This is a genomic window from Clostridium pacaense (genome assembly GCF_020709765.2).
Lineage (GTDB): Bacteria > Bacillota > Clostridia > Lachnospirales > Lachnospiraceae > Enterocloster > Enterocloster hominis.
Window position 1 is genome coordinate 1 of sequence record NZ_JAJFEB020000005.1, and the last position, 21,010, is coordinate 21,010.

At 50.1% G+C, this 21,010-nt stretch carries 18 protein-coding genes and 1 other RNA gene; 2 read left to right on the forward strand and 17 right to left on the reverse strand.

What is annotated here, in order from left to right; translation table 11 throughout:
* Window positions 1–239: 239 nt before the first annotated feature.
* The 5 genes from LK536_RS39990 to LK536_RS40010 all read right to left on the reverse strand — a co-directional run bounded on the left by LK536_RS39990 (window position 240) and on the right by LK536_RS40010 (window position 5,838).
* Complete coding sequence (locus LK536_RS39990) at window positions 240–1,274, reverse strand: sugar kinase (RefSeq protein ID WP_008716697.1); 1,035 nt, start codon at window positions 1,272–1,274, stop codon at window positions 240–242.
* A 92-nt stretch (window positions 1,275–1,366) separates the two neighbouring features.
* Window positions 1,367–2,398 carry a sugar kinase gene (locus tag LK536_RS39995; RefSeq protein WP_008716699.1) on the reverse strand — a complete coding sequence of 344 codons (1,032 nt, stop codon included), beginning with the start codon at window positions 2,396–2,398 and terminating at the stop codon, window positions 1,367–1,369.
* 52 nt (window positions 2,399–2,450) lie between these two features.
* The gene (locus LK536_RS40000; RefSeq protein ID WP_008716701.1) at window positions 2,451–3,104 is read right to left on the reverse strand and encodes a bifunctional 2-keto-4-hydroxyglutarate aldolase/2-keto-3-deoxy-6-phosphogluconate aldolase; all 654 of its coding nucleotides are present in this window, start codon (window positions 3,102–3,104) and stop codon (window positions 2,451–2,453) included.
* Between the two features lie 137 nt (window positions 3,105–3,241).
* Window positions 3,242–4,003, reverse strand: a complete 762-nt coding sequence (locus LK536_RS40005; RefSeq protein WP_025487031.1) for an IclR family transcriptional regulator — start codon at window positions 4,001–4,003, stop codon at window positions 3,242–3,244.
* Window positions 4,004–4,356: 353 nt separating this feature from the next.
* A complete protein-coding gene (locus LK536_RS40010) occupies window positions 4,357–5,838 on the reverse strand; it encodes a UxaA family hydrolase (RefSeq protein ID WP_227796029.1) in 1,482 nt (493 codons plus the stop codon).
* 180 nt (window positions 5,839–6,018) lie between these two features.
* On the opposite strand from LK536_RS40010, the gene LK536_RS40015 reads away from it, so the two are divergent.
* A complete protein-coding gene (locus tag LK536_RS40015) occupies window positions 6,019–7,020 on the forward strand; it encodes a LacI family DNA-binding transcriptional regulator (RefSeq protein WP_008716708.1) in 1,002 nt (333 codons plus the stop codon).
* 21 nt (window positions 7,021–7,041) lie between these two features.
* Window positions 7,042–8,457: a glucuronate isomerase gene (gene uxaC / locus LK536_RS40020; protein WP_008716709.1), complete on the forward strand. Its 1,416-nt coding sequence runs from the start codon at window positions 7,042–7,044 to the stop codon at window positions 8,455–8,457.
* A gap of 195 nt (window positions 8,458–8,652) precedes the next feature.
* On the opposite strand, the gene LK536_RS40025 is transcribed toward uxaC, so the two are convergent.
* From LK536_RS40025 to LK536_RS40080, 12 genes are all read right to left on the reverse strand, one after another.
* Entirely contained in the window at window positions 8,653–9,027 is a 375-nt protein-coding gene (locus tag LK536_RS40025) for a hypothetical protein (protein WP_008716710.1), read from the reverse strand.
* 178 nt (window positions 9,028–9,205) lie between these two features.
* Entirely contained in the window at window positions 9,206–10,603 is a 1,398-nt protein-coding gene (locus LK536_RS40030; RefSeq protein WP_227796028.1) for an FtsW/RodA/SpoVE family cell cycle protein, read from the reverse strand.
* On the reverse strand, window positions 10,590–10,931 hold the full coding sequence (locus tag LK536_RS40035; protein WP_008716712.1) for a PadR family transcriptional regulator: 342 nt from the start codon (window positions 10,929–10,931) through the stop codon (window positions 10,590–10,592). The genes LK536_RS40030 and LK536_RS40035 overlap by 14 nt, the downstream gene beginning before the upstream one ends.
* 231 nt (window positions 10,932–11,162) lie before the next feature.
* Entirely contained in the window at window positions 11,163–12,203 is a 1,041-nt protein-coding gene (locus LK536_RS40040; RefSeq protein ID WP_008716713.1) for a lysylphosphatidylglycerol synthase transmembrane domain-containing protein, read from the reverse strand.
* A gap of 293 nt (window positions 12,204–12,496) precedes the next feature.
* Window positions 12,497–12,855, reverse strand: an RNA gene (gene rnpB / locus LK536_RS40045) — RNase P RNA component class A.
* 98 nt (window positions 12,856–12,953) lie between these two features.
* Window positions 12,954–14,606 carry a nucleoside kinase gene (locus LK536_RS40050; RefSeq protein WP_008716715.1) on the reverse strand — a complete coding sequence of 551 codons (1,653 nt, stop codon included), beginning with the start codon at window positions 14,604–14,606 and terminating at the stop codon, window positions 12,954–12,956.
* A 53-nt stretch (window positions 14,607–14,659) separates the two neighbouring features.
* Window positions 14,660–15,469, reverse strand: a complete 810-nt coding sequence (locus tag LK536_RS40055; RefSeq protein ID WP_227796027.1) for a Nif3-like dinuclear metal center hexameric protein — start codon at window positions 15,467–15,469, stop codon at window positions 14,660–14,662.
* On the reverse strand, window positions 15,456–16,310 hold the full coding sequence (locus LK536_RS40060; RefSeq protein WP_227796026.1) for a tRNA (adenine(22)-N(1))-methyltransferase: 855 nt from the start codon (window positions 16,308–16,310) through the stop codon (window positions 15,456–15,458). Before LK536_RS40060 ends, LK536_RS40055 begins: the two co-directional genes overlap by 14 nt.
* A 1-nt stretch (window position 16,311) precedes the next feature.
* Window positions 16,312–17,436 (reverse strand): RNA polymerase sigma factor RpoD, encoded by a 1,125-nt coding sequence (gene rpoD / locus LK536_RS40065; RefSeq protein ID WP_008716718.1) that lies wholly within the window; start codon window positions 17,434–17,436, stop codon window positions 16,312–16,314.
* Window positions 17,437–17,465: 29 nt separating this feature from the next.
* Window positions 17,466–19,382 (reverse strand): DNA primase, encoded by a 1,917-nt coding sequence (gene dnaG, locus LK536_RS40070; protein ID WP_227796025.1) that lies wholly within the window; start codon window positions 19,380–19,382, stop codon window positions 17,466–17,468.
* A gap of 33 nt (window positions 19,383–19,415) precedes the next feature.
* Window positions 19,416–20,426 (reverse strand): deoxyguanosinetriphosphate triphosphohydrolase, encoded by a 1,011-nt coding sequence (locus tag LK536_RS40075; protein WP_227796024.1) that lies wholly within the window; start codon window positions 20,424–20,426, stop codon window positions 19,416–19,418.
* 392 nt (window positions 20,427–20,818) lie between these two features.
* Entirely contained in the window at window positions 20,819–21,007 is a 189-nt protein-coding gene (locus tag LK536_RS40080; RefSeq protein ID WP_227796023.1) for a hypothetical protein, read from the reverse strand.
* Between the last annotated feature and the right edge of the window lie 3 nt (window positions 21,008–21,010).

A 21,010-nucleotide genomic window follows, 5' to 3' on the forward strand; every position in this document is an offset into this window, starting at 1 on the left:
GGGTTCATATGCATTGCTTCAATCTTAATTTGGTTAAAATGACTAAGGATATATAATTTTCAAACACGCTCTAGGGCATTATTGATGTCTGTATGAGAAGTATATATCATTTCCTCCCTATATCCAATAAAGGATTTCTTAATAATTCTGAAATAAGGATTAACGTTATGACGATTGTTGCAAATTTTTTACAAAAGAGGGAACCCTATCTTAAGATATCACGGAAAGCCCCTTAATCCTTATCGCGCCATCTCCAGCTGCGGTCCCTTCTGGTTATGGGCTTTGATGATGGTTTCTATCTCGTCCAGGTTGGAGGAGGGAAGGTCGCCGGGGATGGTATTCTTAACTGCAGCGGTTGCATTGCCGTAGGCAATGGCCTTTTGGCAGTCGCCGCCGCTGCTGAGCAGTCCGTACAGGGCGCCGGAAATATAGGCGTCCCCGCTTCCGATGCGGTCAACCACCTCGATGTCGCGGTAAGGCTCCTCCTCGTAATATTCATTCCTGGCAGCATCGTAAATCACGGAACCGAATGTGTGGCGCTTGGGGCTGTGGACAATCCTCTGGGTGGAGGCCACGATGGAGATGGGGAACTCTTCCGTAAAGCTCTTCATCATTTCCCGGGCAGTGCCTGTTTTTAGGAATGTAAGCCGCGCCGTGTCCTCTGAACAGAAGAAGATGTCCACATAGGGCAGGATACGCAGGATACATTCCCTGGCCTCGTCCCCGGTCCACAGATTGCCGCGGAAGTTCACATCAAAGGACACCAGGGTTCCAGCTGCCTTGAAACGCTTAATCATCTCGATGGTAGTCTCACGTATATCCCCGTTCAGGGCCAGGGTAATTCCGGTTGTATGGAAGCACTTGGATGCCGTGTAAACTTCCTCCGGGATTTCATTAATGTCCAGGGAGAAAAAGGAACTGTTGTTGCGGTCATAAATCACCTTTGGTTTTCTGGGGTATGCGCCGTTCTCATAATAGTAAATTCCCACACGGGCAGATGAGGACTGGTCATACATGAAGAAATCATCACTGACCCCGAAGGAACGGATCTTACCTTTCATGAAGCTTCCTATATCATGGGCCGGAAGCTTGGAAATGACGCCTGTGTGGAGTCCTAACAGGGCCGCGCCCACGGCCACGTTCAGTTCTGCCCCGCCTACCTGCTTCACAAATGTATCCCCTCTGGACAGACGCTCATTATCAGGCGGTGAAAGCCTGAGCAATACCTGACCCAGGGTCAGAAGATCAAAATTCCTGCTGTTATTCATTCCCATCATAACTCTCCTTTTTCTTTATATAAGAAACGGCTAATTCCCATAGAGGATTAGCCGCTTCCAAATTGTCTGGTGATTACATATAAAAGTGATTATCTCTGAACACGTCCTGAACCGTCGCCGCCAGCCAGGTTATCTACGTCAGCGCGTGTAACCAGGTTGAAGTCGCCAGGGATGGTGTGCTTTAATGCAGATGCTGCTACTGCGAATTCCAGGGCAGCCTTCATGTCCTTGCCGTCTGCCAGACCGCAGATTAAGCCGCCTGCAAAGGAGTCGCCGCCGCCAACACGGTCAACGATTGGGGTAACACGGTACTTTTTGGAGTGATAGAACTCACGTGTCTTACCGTCCATGATGCATGCGGACCAGCCGTTGTCGGATGCGCTGAAGCTCTCACGCAGGGAGCTGATGATGTACTTAAATCCAAACTTATCAGCCATCTGGTTGAAGATGTCAACATATCCAGCCAGTTCCAGTTCCCCGGAGGTAACGTCCGTGTTGCCTGGCTTAAAGCCCAGGACCTTCTCAGCGTCCTCTTCGTTGCCGATGCACACGTCAACATACTGCATCAGGTTAGTCATGACCTTCTGTGCCTTCTCGGAAGACCACAGTTTCTTACGGAAGTTCAGGTCAACGGATACGGTTACGCCGTGAGCCTTGGCTGCCTTTAAGGCTGCCTCTGTCAGTTCGATTGCAGCATCGCTGACAGCTGGTGTGATACCGGTAAAGTGGAACCAGTCAGCATCAGCAAAAATCTCATCAAAGTTAAACTCGTCCGGGGTAGCTGTTGCAATGGCGCTGTTTGCACGGTCATAAACAACATTGGAAGCCCTCATGGCAGAGCCTGTCTCTAAGAAATAGATTCCCAGTCTCTCGCCGCTTCTTGCGATGTGCTTGGTTCCTACATTGTATTTCCTCAGGGCTGCTACTGCGCAGTCACCGATTGGGTTCTTCGGGATAGCTGTCACGAACTGAACGTCATGTCCGTAGTTTGCAAGGGATACTGCCACGTTGGCCTCTCCGCCGCCGTAATTGATATCGAACTCGTCTGCCTGGATGAATTTCTCATTGTTCGGGGTAGATAATCTTAACATGATTTCGCCCATGGTAACTATTTTTGCCATTGTATGATTCTCCTTTTATTTACCTGATTATGATTCAAATTGAATGGGTTGGTTATTTTGCCCTTGCTGCTGCCACGGCCTGTACGAATTCCTGGGCCTTAGCTGTAACTGCTGCGAAATCGCCGGTCTTAGCGCCCTTGGTCAGGCTGGAGCCGGTTCCAACTGCATATGCGCCTGCCTTGATCCACTTGTCCACATTGTCAACGTCAACGCCGCCGGATGGCATGAACTCGCCCTGTGGAAGAGGTCCTTTGAAGGAGCTGATGGCTGCCGGTCCCACAATATTGCCAGGGAATACCTTGATGATATCGCATCCGGCTTCCAGTGCGGTGATTGCCTCGGTTGGGGTCATGACGCCCGGGAGCATGGGAACCCTGTAGCGGTTGCACAGCTTGATGGTGTCCACATTCAGGCCAGGGCTTACGATATAGTTGGCGCCGGCCAGGATGCATGCCCTTGCTGTCTCAGGATCCAATACGGTACCTGCGCCGATTACAATCTTGTCGTTATCTTTATACTTATTAGCCATCATCTTGATGAACTCAACAGGGTCGCCTTCATCCATGGTCATGGTCAGCTCAATGAAGTTGATGCCGCCCTCGATGATGGCGTCAACTACCTTCTCACCCTGCTCGTAATTCTTTGCACGGACAACCGCAACCAGACAGTCCTCTTTCATTCTTGATAAAACTTGTTCTTTTTTCATTTCGCTTCTCCTTCTTTCCGCAAATTCGCATATACGAATCAATTTCATATTTGCGATTTTATACTTAAATTTTAATCGCTACCGCTTGATTTGTCAACAGCAAAAGATGTAAAAATATAAGTTTTTCTACTGCCTTTTCAGCATTTTCCCAAAAAGCCCAGCAGCCTTGATATCTCTGCCGCCTTGGTCCGCACCAGGCAGCCCAGCGCATCGTAATCTTCCGTGGGTTTGTAAAGGCTGGATACGCTGATGGCGCCCATGACATTGCCGTCCTGGCCAAATACCGGCGATCCCACACATTCCATGTGTTCCTCCAGCTCCCTTGCGTCAAAAGCATAGCCCTTGTCACGAACACGCTCCAGTTCCTTCTCCAGTTCCTCCCTGGTAACTATGGTCCGCTCCGTATGCTTCTTAAATGTAATGCGCTCCATCAGCTGCCCTGTCTCCTCCTCATCCGAGTAAGCCAGGATGGCCTTTCCCAGGGAAGTGCAGTAAATCGGATTCTTGGTGCCCACAGTGGCTGTGGTGATGATGGGGTTCTCCGGCTCAAATTTGCAGATGTAGACAATGGCATCGTCGGAGCGGATGCCAAAGAATACGGTCTTTCCCACCTCCCTTGAAAATGCCTTCAGCACCGGGTCAATGGTGCTGATGAAATCCAGGTTATTGGTATAGTTGATGCCGATCCTGTATGCCGTAAGCCCGATGGTATAACGCTGCTTCTGCCCTCTGGCCACATGAATCATCCCGGTCTGTACCAGTGTTGTCACGATGTCGTAGCCGCTTGTCTTGGGCAGGTCAAGCTTCTCGCATATCTCGTCCAGCGTAATCCCGTCCGGCTTCTTGGACACCAGTTTCAGTATGTCTATGGTCCGCAGTGTGGTTCTGTTTAATTTCATGGATACCTCCCACCTTCTGTCACATGTATGTCACCCGTATATGCAAATGGATTTGGATATGCAGACATTGTATTCGTATATGCATTCTCAATCCGTATATACGATATTATAGATTCAGTATACATCATCTGTCCCTGTGATGCAAGGGGTAATTCCTCCATAAACAACTGTTTTTCGCGCTATTTTATCCAACGGTCCGGCGGCTGTGCCTGTGATGACGGTATCCGGCTATCAGGTTAACTACTGCTACCGGACTTAATTCCTGCCGCCGGGCTTAATTGCTGCCGCCGGACTTAATTCCTGCCGCCGGGCTTAATTGCTGCCACCGGACTTACCTACTGCCGCCGGGTTTCCTACAGTGTAACTCCCTGCTTAAAGATTGCCATATCATGGAAGCCAGCCTCTTCTGACTTCACTTTCCTGCCGGAAGCAACTGCAAGCACATAATCCAACAGTTCTTCTGCCAGTTCTTCCTTGGTCATATCCTCCACCATGCGTCCCGCATTGAAATCAATCCAGTTATCCTTGTGTCCTGCCAGCTTTGAATTGCTGGAAATCTTCACTGTAGGCACAGGGGATGCAAAGGGCGTTCCCCTTCCTGTGGTGAACAGGACCATATGGGCGCCGGACAGGGCCAGGGCAGTGGATGCCACCAGGTCATTGCCCGGGGCGCTTAAAAGGTTCAGTCCCTTTACCTTGACCATCTCCGTGTATTCCAGGACGCCTCTTACCAGGGCGCTGCCTGACTTCTGGGTACAGCCCAGGGACTTGTCCTCCAGGGTGGAGATGCCGCCCTTCTTATTGCCTGGCGAGGGGTTCTCATAGATGGTCTGGTTGTGGCTGGTAAAATAATCCTTGAATCCGTTAATCAGGTTCACGGTCTTTTCAAACAGTTCAGGCGTGGCGCAGCGGTTCATGAGCAATGTCTCCGCCCCGAACATCTCCGGCACCTCTGTCAGGATGGTGGTTCCGCCCTTGCTTACCAGAAGGTCTGAGAATGCGCCTACCACCGGGTTGGCCGTTATGCCGGAAAGTCCGTCAGAGCCGCCGCACTTCATTCCAATCACAAGCTCGCTGGCATCAATCTTCTCCCTGGTAAATGCCCCTGCATACACTGCCAGTTCCTTTAACAGGTCCATGGCCGCCTCCATCTCATCCTCCACATCCTGGCACTGGAGGAATTTCACACGGTCCTTGTCATAATCCCCGATGTAATCCATCAGCACAGGAATATTGCTGTTCTCACAGCCCAGTCCAAGTACCAGCACGCCGCCTGCGTTGGGGTGATGGATCATGTCGGCCAGCACCTTCCTGGTGTTTTCCTGGTCATCCCCCATCTGGGAACATCCATATGGATGGGGAAATGCTATCACATCCTCCACACTGCCCTTTACCAGTTCCCTGGCCCGGGCCTCAAGCGCCTTGGCAATGGAATTCACACATCCTACCGTGGGAATAATCCAGATTTCATTGCGGATACCCGCCTTGCCGTCAGACCTGCGGTAACCGTCAAAGTAAACGTGCTCCGTTGGCTGGACATCCGTTCCGTCCGGCGTATAATCATAGGTAAGGACATCTCCCAGGGCTGTCCTCACATTATGGACATGGACCCATCCGCCTTCCTTAATATCTTCCTTTGCATATCCGATGCGGAAACCATACTTAATGACTTCTGCACCGTTTCCAATGTCCTTCAGGGCAAACTTATGTCCCTGTGGGATATCTTCCTGAATGGCTACCTTCCTGCCCTCCACGTCAAGTGTCTCGCCCTTTGAAACAGGCCGCAGCGCAACGGCGACATTATCGTTCCTGTTAATCTTAACAATATCCTGCATGGTCTTTACATTCTCCTATCATTGTTATTTGGTGTGCCCGCTTTATTGTAAGTACTTACAATTATTCTACTCATTTTCAAGGAATAAGTCAATAAAAAAATAGAAAAGTATTGCAATATTTACGCGGAATATGTATAATGAACTTAGCTTGTAAGCGCTTACAGAATGTGAGGTTATTTTATGAATATATACGATGTCTCTGAACATGCAGGGGTATCCATTGCAACTGTTTCCAGGGTACTGAACGGCAATCCCAACGTCAGTGAAAAGACCAGGGAAAAGGTCCTTAAGGTCATGGATGACCTGGGATATACCCCGAATGTATTTGCCAGGGGACTGGGGCTTAATACCATGCAGACCATCGGGATCATGTGTTCCGATTCCTCCGACCCCTATCTGGCGGGTGCCATCTACTATCTGGAACGCGGACTCAGGTCCCATAATTATGATGCAATCCTGTGCTGCACAGGATATGACCTGGATGCAAAGCAGAAGTATTTTGAGCTGCTGCGCTCCAAACGTGTGGATGCCATCATCCTGGCCGGCTCCAAGTTTGTGGAGATGCGGCCCAAGGATAATGCATATATTACGGAAGCTGCTTCAGAACTTCCCATCATGCTGGTTAACGGATACCTGGAAGGGGATAATATCTACAGTACGGTGTGCGATGACCATGCTGCCATGTACGGCGCCGCTTCCCAGCTCCTTAAGGCCGGCAGGAGGCGTATCCTGTATCTTTACACCAGCTATTCCTACAGCGGGGTCAACAAGCTGGAGGGCTACAAGGATGCCCTGAAAGCTTACGGCATGGCCCCCTGCGATGAACTGATCCGGCAGTGTCCCAAGGACATATCTGCTGCCAAGGAACTGCTTGTGTCCCTTCATGGACAGGGACTGGAATTTGACGCGGTCATGACAAGCGATGATTCCCTGGCCGTGGGTACTGTTAAGTATGCCCACGCATCCGGCATTTCCATACCCGATGAACTGAATATCATCGGATACAACAACTCCATCCTGTCCCAGTGCACGGATCCGGAGATAACATCCATTGACAGCAAGGTAGAAGCACTGTGCACCACCACCATCAACACACTTATGGGGGTTTTCAGCGGCGTGAATGTGCCCAGCCGGACCACGATCGCCTCTGATTTAATAAAAAGAAAAACCACTAATTTTTAATTCTTAAGGAGGATTAACAACATGAAAGCATTTATGGACAAGGACTTCTTATTATCCAGTGATATGGCAAAGGAGCTGTATCATGATTTCGCAGAGAACATGCCGATTCTTGACTATCACTGCCACATCAATCCGCAGGAGATTTACGAAGACCGCAAGTTTGATAATATCACCCAGGTATGGCTGGGCGGCGACCATTACAAGTGGCGCCAGATGCGCTCCAACGGCATAGACGAAACGTACGTGACCGGAGACAGCACGGACTGGGAGAAGTTCAAAGCATGGGCAGAAACCATGCCCAAGTTAATCGGCAACCCGCTGTACCACTGGAGCCATCTGGAACTGAGGAAGTATTTTGGTTACCAAGGCTTCTTAAACGGAGATACGGCTGAGGAAGTATGGAACCTCTGCAACGCAAAGCTGCAGGAGGATTCCATGACAGTCCGCAACCTGATTAAGCAGTCCAATGTCACCCTTATCTGCACCACCGATGACCCGGTTGACACACTGGAGTGGCACAAGAAGATTGCCGAGGATGACACATTTGACGTACAGGTCCTTCCTGCCTGGAGACCGGACAAGGCCATGAACGTCGAGAAGCCAACCTTTGCAGCTTACATGGCGCAGCTCTCCCAGGTCAGCGGTGTTAAGGTAACTGATTTTGCCTCCTTAAAGGAAGCCCTTAAGAACCGTATGGCATTCTTCACCTCCATGGGATGCTGTGTATCTGACCACGCACTTGAATATGTAATGTACGTTCCCGCGGATGAGGCTGAAATTGACGCCATCCTTGCCAAGGGGTTAAAGGGAGAGGCCATTACCAAGGAAGAAGAACTGAAGTTCAAGACCGCATTCATGCTCTTTGTTGCCCGTGAATACACCAGGATGGGCTGGATCATGCAGATCCATTACGGCTGCAAGCGCGACAACAACGCCTACATGTTTGAGCAGATTGGCGCTGATACCGGTTTTGACTGCATCAACAATTACGCCCCCAGCGCACAGATGGCTGACTTCTTAAATGCACTGAGCGCTTCCAATGAGATACCAAAGACCATCCTCTACTCACTGAACCCCAATGACAATGCCTCCATCGGCACCATCATCGGCTGCTTCCAGGACAAGTTCCCGGGCAAGATCCAGCAGGGTTCTGCATGGTGGTTCAATGACCACAAGGTGGGAATGACTGAGCAGATGACCAGCCTTGCAAACCTGGGCTGCCTGGGCAACTTCATCGGTATGCTCACAGACTCCAGAAGCTTCCTGTCCTACACCAGACACGAATACTTCCGCCGCATCCTGTGCGAACTCATCGGCGGCTGGGTAGAAAACGGGGAGTATCCCGCAGACATGAAAGCCTTAGAGGACATCATCAAAGGCATCTGCTATAACAATTCCGTAAAATACTTCGGTTTCAACCTGGATGTTGTAAAATAAAATCACTTATATGATAAACTTGGCCATATAGTAAAATCAGGCTGGCGTCCGCCGGGCGAATTCCCAGCAGATTGGATACACAGGTACGAAGGACGCAGAAAGCCCCCTCAAATCAACAGATGACTGAGGGGGCTATTCTTAATTCCAAATTCTACAAATAAATATCATACTTTCAATCCACAGAATAATCCAGCCTTATTTCAGCCGCACCACATGCTGGCAGTAAATATACAGATTCTTTATCTTCTTGGCCTGCTGCCCATCATCTCCCAACACAATAGGCTGTGTTCCTGAAGGTGTTATGTACAGTTTAAACGCAAGCGCATCCTGACCAACATGCATATCTTTTACCGGTGCGTATGCGAAATCCTGTCGTTCAATATCCAGATATTCAAACATGATATGTTCCAATTCAGGGTTTGAAAAGACGCGTACAATATCCGCCGCTCCCTTCATCTCCATGATGGCTTTTGCTTCTTCAAATGCAATATTAGTGAAACGGTAGTCGCCATTCCCCAAAATATAAGCCAGCATACTATTATCCAATAACAATAACGGATCTTTCGCCATAACAATACCTCCTTTTTATTAATACACTTCGTTTCACTATTATCATAAGCCATTATACAAATATTGTCAATATTGTTAGAAAACAATCAATATCGTTCGATATTTATCAAACAAATTCCACAAAGTGATTAAAATTACCTTGACATATCAAAAGAGTTTTTCAACAATTCACAATTTATCAGAGGTCCATTTTCTCTATGCGGATTCTATATCTTCCCAATTGAGCCAGTACATGATTGTCTTCCGCTTTCATTTTCGGACTCCTTTCCCATATCAGGTCCTGATAGCGGTATATGCTAAGCAGGATTCCGAGCAGTCCATAGACAGCAACCGTGTGATATCCCCCATATGTAAAAAAGGGAAGCCCGGCCGTGGACACAAAGACGAATCCAAGGTTCAGCATCAGGTTCCAGCCTGTTTCCAGGGCAAGGATCATGACACATCCATAACCAATCAGCTGCCCAAGCTGATTCTTCTGCTTTTTCACCATGTGGAACAGCAGGAACAAAAACAGGATTAACAATCCGGCCAGGATTCCTACTGCCAGGACTCCCCAGGTGGAGGCTGCCTGCAGCATCACATAATCATATTGTGCACCAGGAAGCAAATGGATTGGGGTTCCCTCCGGCGTACCGCCCTTTGTAAGCCCGCCCAGGAATTTAAGCTGCTTCATGATATCCCTTGTCACCACTACCTGGAATGCCTCTTCCCTGGCATAGGCCCATGGACTCAGGATTGCCCTTAACCTTGCCATCTGATATGGATGCATTCCAAGGTAGGAATAATATCCGCCCGCCAAGGCCAATGCCCCCAGCCCAAGAATCGGCCTGCTTTTCCGTTTCACCTGATACCAGTTCCTGAACAGGGAATACATCAGCATCATGAAGCACACAGACATCACATCCAGTGTAATGCCAATCCCGCCGCCAATCACTGCAAATGAAGTATAGGCAGCAGCCAGCAGCCATAAAAGGGAACGGATGATACCTGAATAACCGGTACCGCGATACCCGTAGAGAATCCCTCCATACATGGGAATGAACAGATACATGACCGTCTTCATATAGCTGTGTCCTCCATTGATGACCTGGACCATCCCCAGATTGCAGACGAGGATGATTGAAACCAGGAACAGCCCTCCAATCAGTTTCCCATATCTGCTAAACAGACTGTAATCACAAAAGTAAAGGATTGACATGAATCCCAATCCCAAGAAAGTGTAAAGGCATTGGCGGGCAAATGCATCCTGGTTTATCCGGTACAGGTTTTCTGTACCAAACCGGTAAATACAGAAATACTGTACCAACAGCCCGGCCAGACTTAAGAGCATTGCCATTCCCAAAACCATCCAGTTGTTTTTTGGCCTGTGGATACGGTCCATATCAATCCCTACTTCCACGGGGCTTCCCATCTGGCGGACCGCTTCTTCCAGCGCCTCATCCCTGGTCCGCCCCATCTGCTCATAAACCTGGGCCTGGTCTTCGATATGAGTCCGGATTTCCCTCTCAACCTCCTGCTTTGCCTTTTTATTACGGATCTGCCCGGTTAATTCAGACAAATATTCATGCATTTCCATATAAGGCACCTCCTATCACCTGTCCCACTGCCTTTGTATAGGTTTCCCATGCCTCCTTTTTCCTTATCAGTTCCGCCATGCCCTGCTTTGTGATGGAATAATATCTGCGCACCTTGCCCTGGGCTTCCTTTTCATAGGATATGAGCAGTTTCCTGGACTCCATGGTGTGGAGCAGCGGATACATGGTGCCCGCTTTCAGGCTGAATACATATTCGGAGCGTTTTTCCAGCTCTTCTATCATTTCATAGCCATACATGTCTTTTTCAGATAAAAGCTGTAAAAGGAGCATGGATGTATTGCCTGATGATACAATCTTCTCTTCTGCCATAATTGATTCCTCCTGTTGACGCGTGTATTGTTTTCATGGATAGTTTTGGATGGGTTTGGGTATCTTTATATGGATGATGGATATATAGATAATCTATATATCATGATATGATTTATCTATGGACATCCTTTATGCCACTACATGATTATCATATACCCTTCCATATACCATGGCTCGTTCATTATATAGCCGTTCTATATATCATAATTATATATAGATAATCTATATATGTCAAACACTGATTTTCCCTTTCTTCCTGTTCATCTGCAGCACGGCCGTCACCGCGCCGCTGACAGCAAGGAGCGCATAAAAGCTGATTCCGCGGCTCAGCATCATCACCGGGAAAACCTGTCCCCCGCCAAGTATGGGCCTGTATAGCGAGATAAAACTTCCCTCTGAGGCGCCAACCGACCCCGGAAGCGGAACCGCGGTCACAGCAAGGCTCAGGATAGCCTGCATGGCAAGGAACCGACCAGGTTCCGCCTCTATTCCAAGGGCCAGGCAGGCAAAGTAAGGTACCAGGAACAGGGCTGTCAGCTGAATCAGCGCGCGAAGGAACATCCTGACAACCACCAGCGGGTACTGTCTCAGATACGCCCCTCCCCTGCTGTATTCGTTAATCAGTCCCTCCATTTTGCGCTGGGCCTTTTTGCGGTTCCTTATGAGCTTTACCCTGGTTAATATACGGATGGCCCACAGTACCACCCGCTCTGCCAGAAGGCTGTTTAAAATAATCAGCAGGATCAGGCCGGAGCAGATTCCATTGACCAGGATACCGAATACCAGAAGCCACTGTATGAGTCTTCCCTGGGACATGACAAAGGACAGGTTAAGGAGTACCATGACGCTGCCATACACCAGCACCGTCATCTGATACACGGCCGCCACGGCCAAAAGTGTAAAGGAACTGTGGGCAAATCCAAACCCGTCCCTGGTCATGTAAAACAGCTGCATGGGCTGTCCGCCCGTGGCAGAAGGCGTGATGGCGCTGAAATAAAAGCCTGCAAAGGAATAGGACAGGGAGCGTCTGTAGGGAATCTTTTTATGGAAGGTCCTCATAAGCAGCCGTATATTGGCTGCTTCACAGTTGATGAACACGAACATGCAGAAAAATGCAGGCAGCACGAACCTAAGTTCCGCCCGCTGAAAGGTTTCCCCCATGGTTTCCATGGAATGGTTCTGAAAAAGCACGTGAAATGTCACCAGGGCCAGGACTGCAACCATACAAAGCCCTATGAGCATTTCCTTCATTTTCATTTTCTTCTGCTCCATCCTGCGCCACCTTCCTTCTTTTCCTCTGTAATTCCCAAATCCTGTCCAGACATCCATCCCCGCTATCTGCACGGGCGGCATCCTGTGTTAACGCGCCTATGTATGGAGCCTGGTGTTAATATGCCAGTGTATGGCCCACGCCATCCGGACCGGACAATACCATCCTGAATCTGCTGTGTATATTATACTGGCTATTTATTAAAACTTACGGTAATTTTCCTTAAGAAACACAGCCAAACCATATAAAAAAGCCTAAGACTCATTATCTTAGACTTTTTTCATGGATGCTGTTGTATGTGAGCAGGACGGTAAGCCGGGTTATGTCGTTGGATGGCCATCTATCTAGGACTGCCGTCGCCAGCAGCCTCAAGCAACCTACCCGGAAGCTGACGGGCCGCCATATGCTTCCTGTTCGGTCTTGCTTCGGATGGGGTTTACATGTGCCCCGCCTGTTACCAGGCGGGCGGTAGTCTCTTACACTGCCCTTCCACCCTTACCTTTCCCGGTCAGGCCGGGAAAGGCGGTACATTTCTGTTGCACTGTCCCTGGAGTCGCCTCCGCCAGACGTTATCTGGCACCCTGCCCTGTGAAGCCCGGACTTTCCTCTCCTGCGGCCTTGCGGTATCGCAGCAGCGGCCATCTGTCCTACTCACAACTTACACAGTTTATCATAGAAACCCTGGTTTGTCCAGTCATTTTCCAAGCCGCTGCCCACAATGCCTCAGCCTGGAAGCCGCTGCCCGGCCCCGGTTAAACGTTGAGGCAGCTTCCGCCGATGAACTCCCGCAGGATTGAGTTCTTCGGTATGTCCTCGCTGCTGACACCGATGAAATAATCCAGGAACTTGAGAAGCCGTTTTGCTTCCAGATATTCCTCCGAATCCTTGGGAATGCCGAACAGCAGGGGCTCCGCATATTGCTTCAGCACGGCGAACTCGTAGACCAGGGCCGAGTTGAACATGGCGTCCGCCTCCTCCTGGAACGGGAAGATGTTCTCCTCCTCGCCCTTGCGCACGGACGGCCACATACGGATGGTGTCCTGGGCCGATGACCCCCTGGTCCTGGCATCCCGTATCATCCTTCGGATAAGACGTCCGTCTGTTGTGGGAATCCGGTTGTGCTCATCTACGTTCAGCTGGGTTAAGGCGCTGATGTATATCTTGAACTTACTCTCCTTTGGCAGGGAATGGGACAGCCTGTCATTCAGGCAGTGGATGCCTTCAATCACCAGGATGTCCTCCTGCCCCAGCTGCAGGAAACTGCCCTTATACTCCCTGACGCCTTTCTTGAAATTATAGTAGGGCATTTCCACCCGTTTCCCATCCAGAAGGTCCATCATGTTCTGGTTAAACAGGTCGATGTCCAGGCATTCCAGAACCTCATAATTATAATTGCCATGTTCATCCCTTGGGCTGTTCACCCGGTCCACAAAGTAATTGTCCACCGCAATCGGATGGGGCTTAAGCCCGATTGCCTCCAGCTGCACGGAAAGCCTGTGGGAAAATGTGGTCTTGCCCGAGGAGGACGGCCCTGCAATCATGACGAACTTAGCGTTCCGCCTGGATGCAATCTGCGCCGCTATCTCTGCAATCTTCTTTTCCTGCAGCGCTTCCTGAACCAGTATCAGATGGGACATCTCCCCCTTTGAAATCTTATCATTCAGGGCGCCCACTGTTTCCAGGTCCAGCCTCCTCCCCCATTGGGTGGACTCTGTCAGTGTTGCAAACAGCTTGTCCATGGGTTCAAACCTGGGCACCACTTTCGGCTCTGACTTGGAGGGCAGAAGCAGCACGAATCCATAGTGGTAAGGAACCAGGTCAAAGTACCGGATATATCCCGTATTCTGGACCATATATCCGTAATAGTAGTCCTCGAAGCCGTCAATGCTGTAGATATTGACCCTGGATACCCTGCGGTACCGGAACAGCCGCTCCTTATCATACATCCTGTGGCGGTGGAACAGCTCAACCGCATCATCCGTTGATACACTGCGTTTCATGATGGGGATCTGCTGCGCCACATACTCCGCCATCTTGTTCTTCACCCGGATGAGAAGGTCATTGTCCAGCACAAAGTTACCCCTGGCCTCCACAAAGAATCCCCTTCCAAGTGAAAAATCAATGACTATCTTCTCTATATTCTCCGCGCCTGCAACCGCATAAAATGCCTTCAGCATGATCAGGCAGGCGCTTCTCTGATACGTGGCCAAACCAGGCTTGTCCCTGGCAGTGATGAAGGTAAGCTCACAGTCTTTAACATGCTTGTGAAGCTCCTGGAGCTTTCCGTTCACACGGACCAGAAGGATGTCATCCTCATACTGGTACTGATATTCCTCAGCCACTTCCAGCCAGGTTGTCCCCTCCGGATATTCCCGGACAAAACCGTTTACATTAACTTGAACCAAAGGCTTTTACCTCCTCTTTCTTATTCAGGCAGTCCCATTCCTTTTTTATTGTCCTATAGGATGACCGTGGGCCATGATGGCGGCGCCTGGATTACTTTTATGCCCTCCCCCAGCCTGGCGGCCAGATAGTCAGCCATGTAGGGAATGAAGATATGTTCCAGTCCGTAATGTCCTGCATCGATTACCGCCATATTCCTTGCAGCAGCATCAATGCCCTGGTGATGGCTGATATCGCCTGTGACCAGCACCTGGGAACCGGAGGCAATTGCCCCTTCAATCTCGCTGCCCCCGGCACCCGGACACACGGAAACCTTATTTATCTCCGTATCCAGTAGTTCCTGTCCATAGACCACTGCAAAGGGAAGGCCAAAGGACTCCTTGACCTGCCGTGCCAGACTGCGCACCGTCACTGGTTCCCTGAGATACCCGGTCTTGCCGATTCCGTAAGGCACCAGGCCCTGGCTCCCTTCCATCTCGCCCATTGCTTCCAGGGGCACGCATTCCGTAAGGCCCAGGCGTCCTGCGGCCAGGTCGGCCATACAGCCGGGGGCCGCATCAAAATTGGTATGCATGGCATAGTAGGAAATATCAGCCTGAATCAGCTTTACCAGCCTTCTGGTAATGAAATTCTGGTCATTTACCTTCTTGATTGCCTTAAAAATCAGGGGATGATGGGTCAGCAGCATATCCGCGCCCGACTCTATGGCTGATTCCACCACCTGGTCCGTGGCATCCAGGGCAATATAGATTTTCCTGACCTCTTTATCGCTCCTTCCGGCCAGAAGCCCGGGATTGTCCCATTCACACGCACATCCCTCTGGCGCCAGACTGCTTAACATCTCAATGATCTCACTGCATTTCATCCTGTGCCTCCTTTATCCATCCCAATTCTTCCATAAGGGCATTCCTGGCCCTTAACTGTGCCTCTGTCATGGGGATTGCTGTCCGTGCCGGGGCCATTTCCTGAACCTGGTCCATCCCTTCATCCCCCTGCGCCTTAAAATGATCCAGGATTCCCTGGACCCTGGCCCGTTCCTTCTCCAGATATTCCTTCAGTACGCCGTCCTTCCTATCCAGAAGGATTTTCCCATACCGATACCATATGGGACGCGAGTAGGTCATGGAGCCGCGGCCCACATCCATGATGGTATAATATTTCCCCTCATCTTTTACCATGGCTTCCTCTTCAATGACAAAGCCATTCTCTTCCAGGAACAGCCTGACCTTGTGTATATCAGACTGTGGGGAAAGGATCCAGTGGCTGACGCTGTCCCACATGTGGCGTCCTTCCTCCAGGATGCGGATTTCCAGTTCCCCTCCCATTCCGGCGATGATGACCGTGTCCGCTTCGCCTGGTTTTAATTCCTTAAGACCATCGCTCAGACGGGCTTCGATGGTGCAGAAGGACGGCTGCCCGCCGGCTGCTGCATTTTTAGCGGCCCACCCTTCATATTCCTTTATGTGTTCCCTGGCCCGCTCAAGAGGCCCCGGCCTCACATCCATTGCAATGGCCCTGGCTGCCCGGCCTGTCTGGGCCAGATGGATGGGCACATATCCATGATCCGTACCGATATCCGCAATGCGGCTGCCCGGCCTTACAAAGTCAGCCACTGCCTTTAAACGCAGGGACAGACGCACCACGCCTTTTAAGCCGTTGCCGCCCATCCCTGTCATATCCATCTTATCATTTGTTTCCTGTTTCATATTATTCATCCAGATAATCCTTTAGTTTTTTACTTCTGCTGGGATGGCGCAGCTTGCGCAGGGCTTTTGCCTCAATCTGGCGTATGCGTTCCCTGGTCACATTAAATTGCCTTCCCACTTCCTCCAGCGTCCTTGGACGGCCGTCATCCAGGCCGAACCTGAGTTTTAACACCTTCTGCTCCCGTTCCGTCAGGGTCAGCAGCACTTCCATCAGCTGTTCATGGAGAAGGGTAAATGCCGCGGCGTCCTGGGGTACCATCACATTATCATCCTGGATGAAATCCCCCAGATGGCTGTCCTCCTCCTCGCCGATGGGTGTCTCCAGGGATACCGGCTCCTGGGCCATTTTCATGATTTCTGACACCCGCTCCACGGGAAGGTCCGCCCTGGCAGCAATCTCCTCCGTGGTAGGCTCCCGCCCCAGTTCCTGGAGAAGCTGGCGGGAGGTGCGCACCAGACGGTTGATGGTTTCCACCATGTGGACGGGAATGCGGATGGTCCTTGCCTGGTCTGCAATTGCCCTTGTGATGGCCTGGCGTATCCACCAGGTGGCATAGGTGCTGAACTTATAGCCCTTGGTGTAGTCAAACTTTTCAACGGCCTTAATCAATCCCAGGTTCCCCTCCTGTATCAGGTCTAAGAACTGCATGCCCCGCCCCACATATCGCTTGGCAATGCTGACCACCAGGCGCAGGTTGGATTCTGCCAGACGTTTTCTTGCATCCTCGCTGCCCAGCTCCATGCTCTTGGCCAGTTCAATCTCCTCCTCCATGGACAGCAGGGGAATCTTGCCGATTTCCTTCAGGTACATGCGCACCGGGTCTTCCAGGCTGACGCCCTCAGGGACAGAAAGGTCCAGATGCTCCACATCTATCTCTTCCTCTTCTTCCAGGCTGATTTCCTCTTCAATGAACAGGTCCGGATCCAGCTCCTGGGCTGAATCCATCCGGATGATATCCACCTTGCTCTGTTCCAGGAAATCAAAAAGCTGGTCCATCTGGTCACTGGTGGGCTGCTCCGAACCAAAGTAGCTTATAATCTCCTGATATTCCAGGACATTTTTCTTCTTCTTTGCCTCCTCAAGCAGTCCTGCCAGTTTTTCCTCAAACACATTCGTCCCTTCCATAACCGGTCCATCCTTCCTATGAAATGCTGTTAATCCAGTGAGATCCGCAGCTTCTTAAGCGCAGCCTGCTGCTTTATGATTTCCTGTAACTGGGTTATATCTTTTGCATTGCGGCTGGCCGCATCCAGGCTGTTCTTCCTGACCTTCATGACGGTTTCGGAGAATGCCTTCTTCTGTTCTTCATTGTTTAAGGACTCTTTGAGGCTTGCGTTGAATAGTGCCGCCACTTCCTTGTACTGGTCTTCATCATTGATGAAGTGGCTGAGTATGGCTGCCGGATTTAAGTTACCCGATGCCTGGCCCTCAAATACCATCTGTGCCACCTGGTGATACAGATCCTCCACAAAATCATCTGCTGTAATGATACCCTTAATCTTGTCAAATAACTCAGGATTTTCTATCAGCCATGTGAGAAGAAGCCGCTGGGAACGGCGGATGCCATCCTCCTTGTCCGGCTTTTTGGGGCGTTTGGGACGCGCCTCCCCTCCATCCTGATACCCGCTTCTGCCTTCCGGCCCTGCTTCCCCGTAATCGTAATATCCTTCCTGAGGGCCGTCATAGCCTTCATAGTACCCGTAATCAGGATACATGTCCTCTTCCACGGCCCTGTGCTGTACCTTGCCCCCATGGTCCAGGCTGTCACCGGACTTCATCCCAAAGCTCATACCCATACGGTTCACCAGCCCCCGCAGCTCATCCGCAGGAATCATCTGCTCCCTGGCAACCGCCTGGAGGTAATTCTCCCGCTCCAGGGCCTCCCCGAACTGAAGGAGCTTTTTGGCTGTTTCCTGGTAGAACCTGGTCTTCTGCTCCGGGTCATCCATCTGGTAGCCCTGTCTCAGCACGTCCACCTCGAACAGGAAGCTGTTCTTGGCCTCCTTTATCCTCTGGCGGAAGGCATCAGCCCCCATGTTCTTGATGAACTCATCCGGATCTTTGTGGGGCTTCATGTTCAGCACCTTGATGGACATGCCCACCTCCTTAAGGATGGGGATGGCCCTGAGGGCTGCCTTGATACCGGCCCCATCGCTGTCATAGGTCAGGATGACCTGGTCCGTGTAGCGTTTCAGCACATTGGCGTGCTGACTGGTAAATGCCGTGCCCAGGGACGCCACCGCATTGGTGAATCCCGCCTGGTGCAGGGAAATCACATCCAGGTACCCCTCGCAGATAAGCAGATATCCTTCCCTGGAAGTCCTGGCATAATTAAGGCCGTACAGGTTGCGGCTCTTATCAAACAGCTTTGTCTCGGGGGAATTTAAGTATTTGGGTTCCCCGTCCCCCATGACACGGCCGCCGAATCCGATTACGCGGTTATTCACATCCATGATTGGGAACATGACGCGGTTCCAGAACTTGTCCCGTCCCCCGCGCTCTTCCAGTGTCACCAGCCCGGTATCCTTCAGGAAACTGTCCTCATACCCCTTCCCCTTCAGGAAACGGTACAGGTCGTCGCTGGTCTTATTGGAATATCCAAGGCCGAAATGCACAATCGTATCATCCAGAAGTCCCCTTCTGTCATGGAGATACTCATATCCAAGCTTACCCTGGGGCTGTTTTAACTGGTAATAGAAATAATTGGCCGCCAGTTTATTCACTTCCAGCAGCCTGGCCCTGTGTTCCGCCTGCTCCCTGGCCTCCTTGCTGTACTCCATCTTAGGCAGGCTGACCCCAGCCCGGTCAGCCAGATGGGCCAGCGCTTCCTGGAACGTGTAGTTTTCATATTCCATCACGAAAGTAAGTACATTCCCACCTGCGCCGCACCCAAAACAATAGTACATCTGCTTGCCCGGAGATACGGAAAAAGATGGGGACTTCTCATTATGGAAGGGACAGAGTCCAAAATAATTGGCTCCCTTTTTCTGAAGCTTTACATATCCTGAAATCACATCTACGATGTCGTTCTTCATTCTCACTTCTTCTATGACTTCATCTGGATAGTACATGTATGAATCTCCCTTCTGTATCTTAATGCTGCCTTAATATACGTTCCACCGCTTGGGGACGAACAGCTCCTCAAACTGGTCAATGGCATAAATATCGCTCATGCCCGCAATATAATCGCAGACCACCCGCGACTTCTTCTCCCCTGTGTTTACAATGAGCAGGACATATTCCATGGGCAGCTTATCCACATGCTTCATGTAATAATCATAAAGCTGCGTGATCATCTGTTGGGCCTTGCCCTCCTCTGCCTTGGGGATGTCGTTCTTATAAACATTGTCAAACATCCACTTGCGAAGCCCCTGCATGGCATCCTCCATGCCCTCGGACATGCGTATCTCCGGTTTATCCATGCTGTTGAGGATAATGTCGTGAATCATGGTATTAAGGCGCTCACGCACGCTGCGTCCAAGGACCTCCGTATACTCACAGGGCAGATCCTCCTCCTTGAACATCCTGGCCCGGATGGCATCGTCAATATCATGGTTGATATAGGCAATCTTATCCGACAGCCGGACAATGGCGCCCTCCAGGGTGGAGGGGTGCCCCGATGTCCTGTGGTTTAAGATCCCGTCCCTCACTTCCCACGTCAGGTTCAGTCCCTTCCCATCCTTTTCCAGCACCTCCACGATGCGCACGCTCTGTTTATAATGTGCAAACCCATCCTCACAGATCTTATTCAGTATGTATTCCCCGGAATGGCCAAAGGGGGTGTGGCCCAGGTCATGGCCCAGGGCAATGGCCTCTGTCAGGCTTTCGTTCAGCCGCAGGGTCTTGGCAATGGTCCTGGCAATCTGGGATACCTCAAGGGTATGGGTCAGCCTGGTCCGGTAATGGTCGCCCTCAGGCGCAAGGAACACCTGGGTCTTATGCTTTAAGCGCCTGAATGCCTTGGAGTGCAGTATACGGTCCCTGTCACGCTGGTATTCAGGCCTCATGTCACATAAAGGCTCCGGCTTGTCCCTCCCCCTTGTCCTGCTGCTCAGGGACGCATAGGGACTCATATACTGCTCTTCCAATTCTTCCAGTGACTCCCTGATATTCATCCTCCCACTCCCTATCTCTATTATTATATTGTTAAGTCTCCCATTTTACTACAAAAATTTCATTTTTCGTGTCACAATCCCATATCTTGTCTGTAAACATGTACCTAATGTCCATATTATATCACAATATATGAATATTTCATATGGGCAGACTCCCTGATATCAAGTTAATGTCACAAAGTTTTGGAGCCTTTTTCAAGGCTCCAAGTCTGCAAACCAGCATAACTTCGTAGGGAGTATGGTAAATTAGTGCTAAGTTAGTATTTAGAAAATATATATATGTTCATTTATAGCAATAAAAACAAATTAACACCGAAATCATTTATAGATTTTAACTTTTTAGACAAATATTCCTATTATACACAATAGTGATTATGCAACACACCTGCTAATTATGCGAAGTCTCTTTCTCTTAACTCATAAAAATCTATGCCGCAACCATTTAATTTATAATGAAGTAATTTACAAATACGTTCATCGCAGGAAGCAAAAAACATTTGATCTCTATTTTTATCTCCCAAATACATGTTTTCTAATTTCTGTTTCTCTTTTAAATTAAGTTTCTCCTCTAAAATACTCATGTA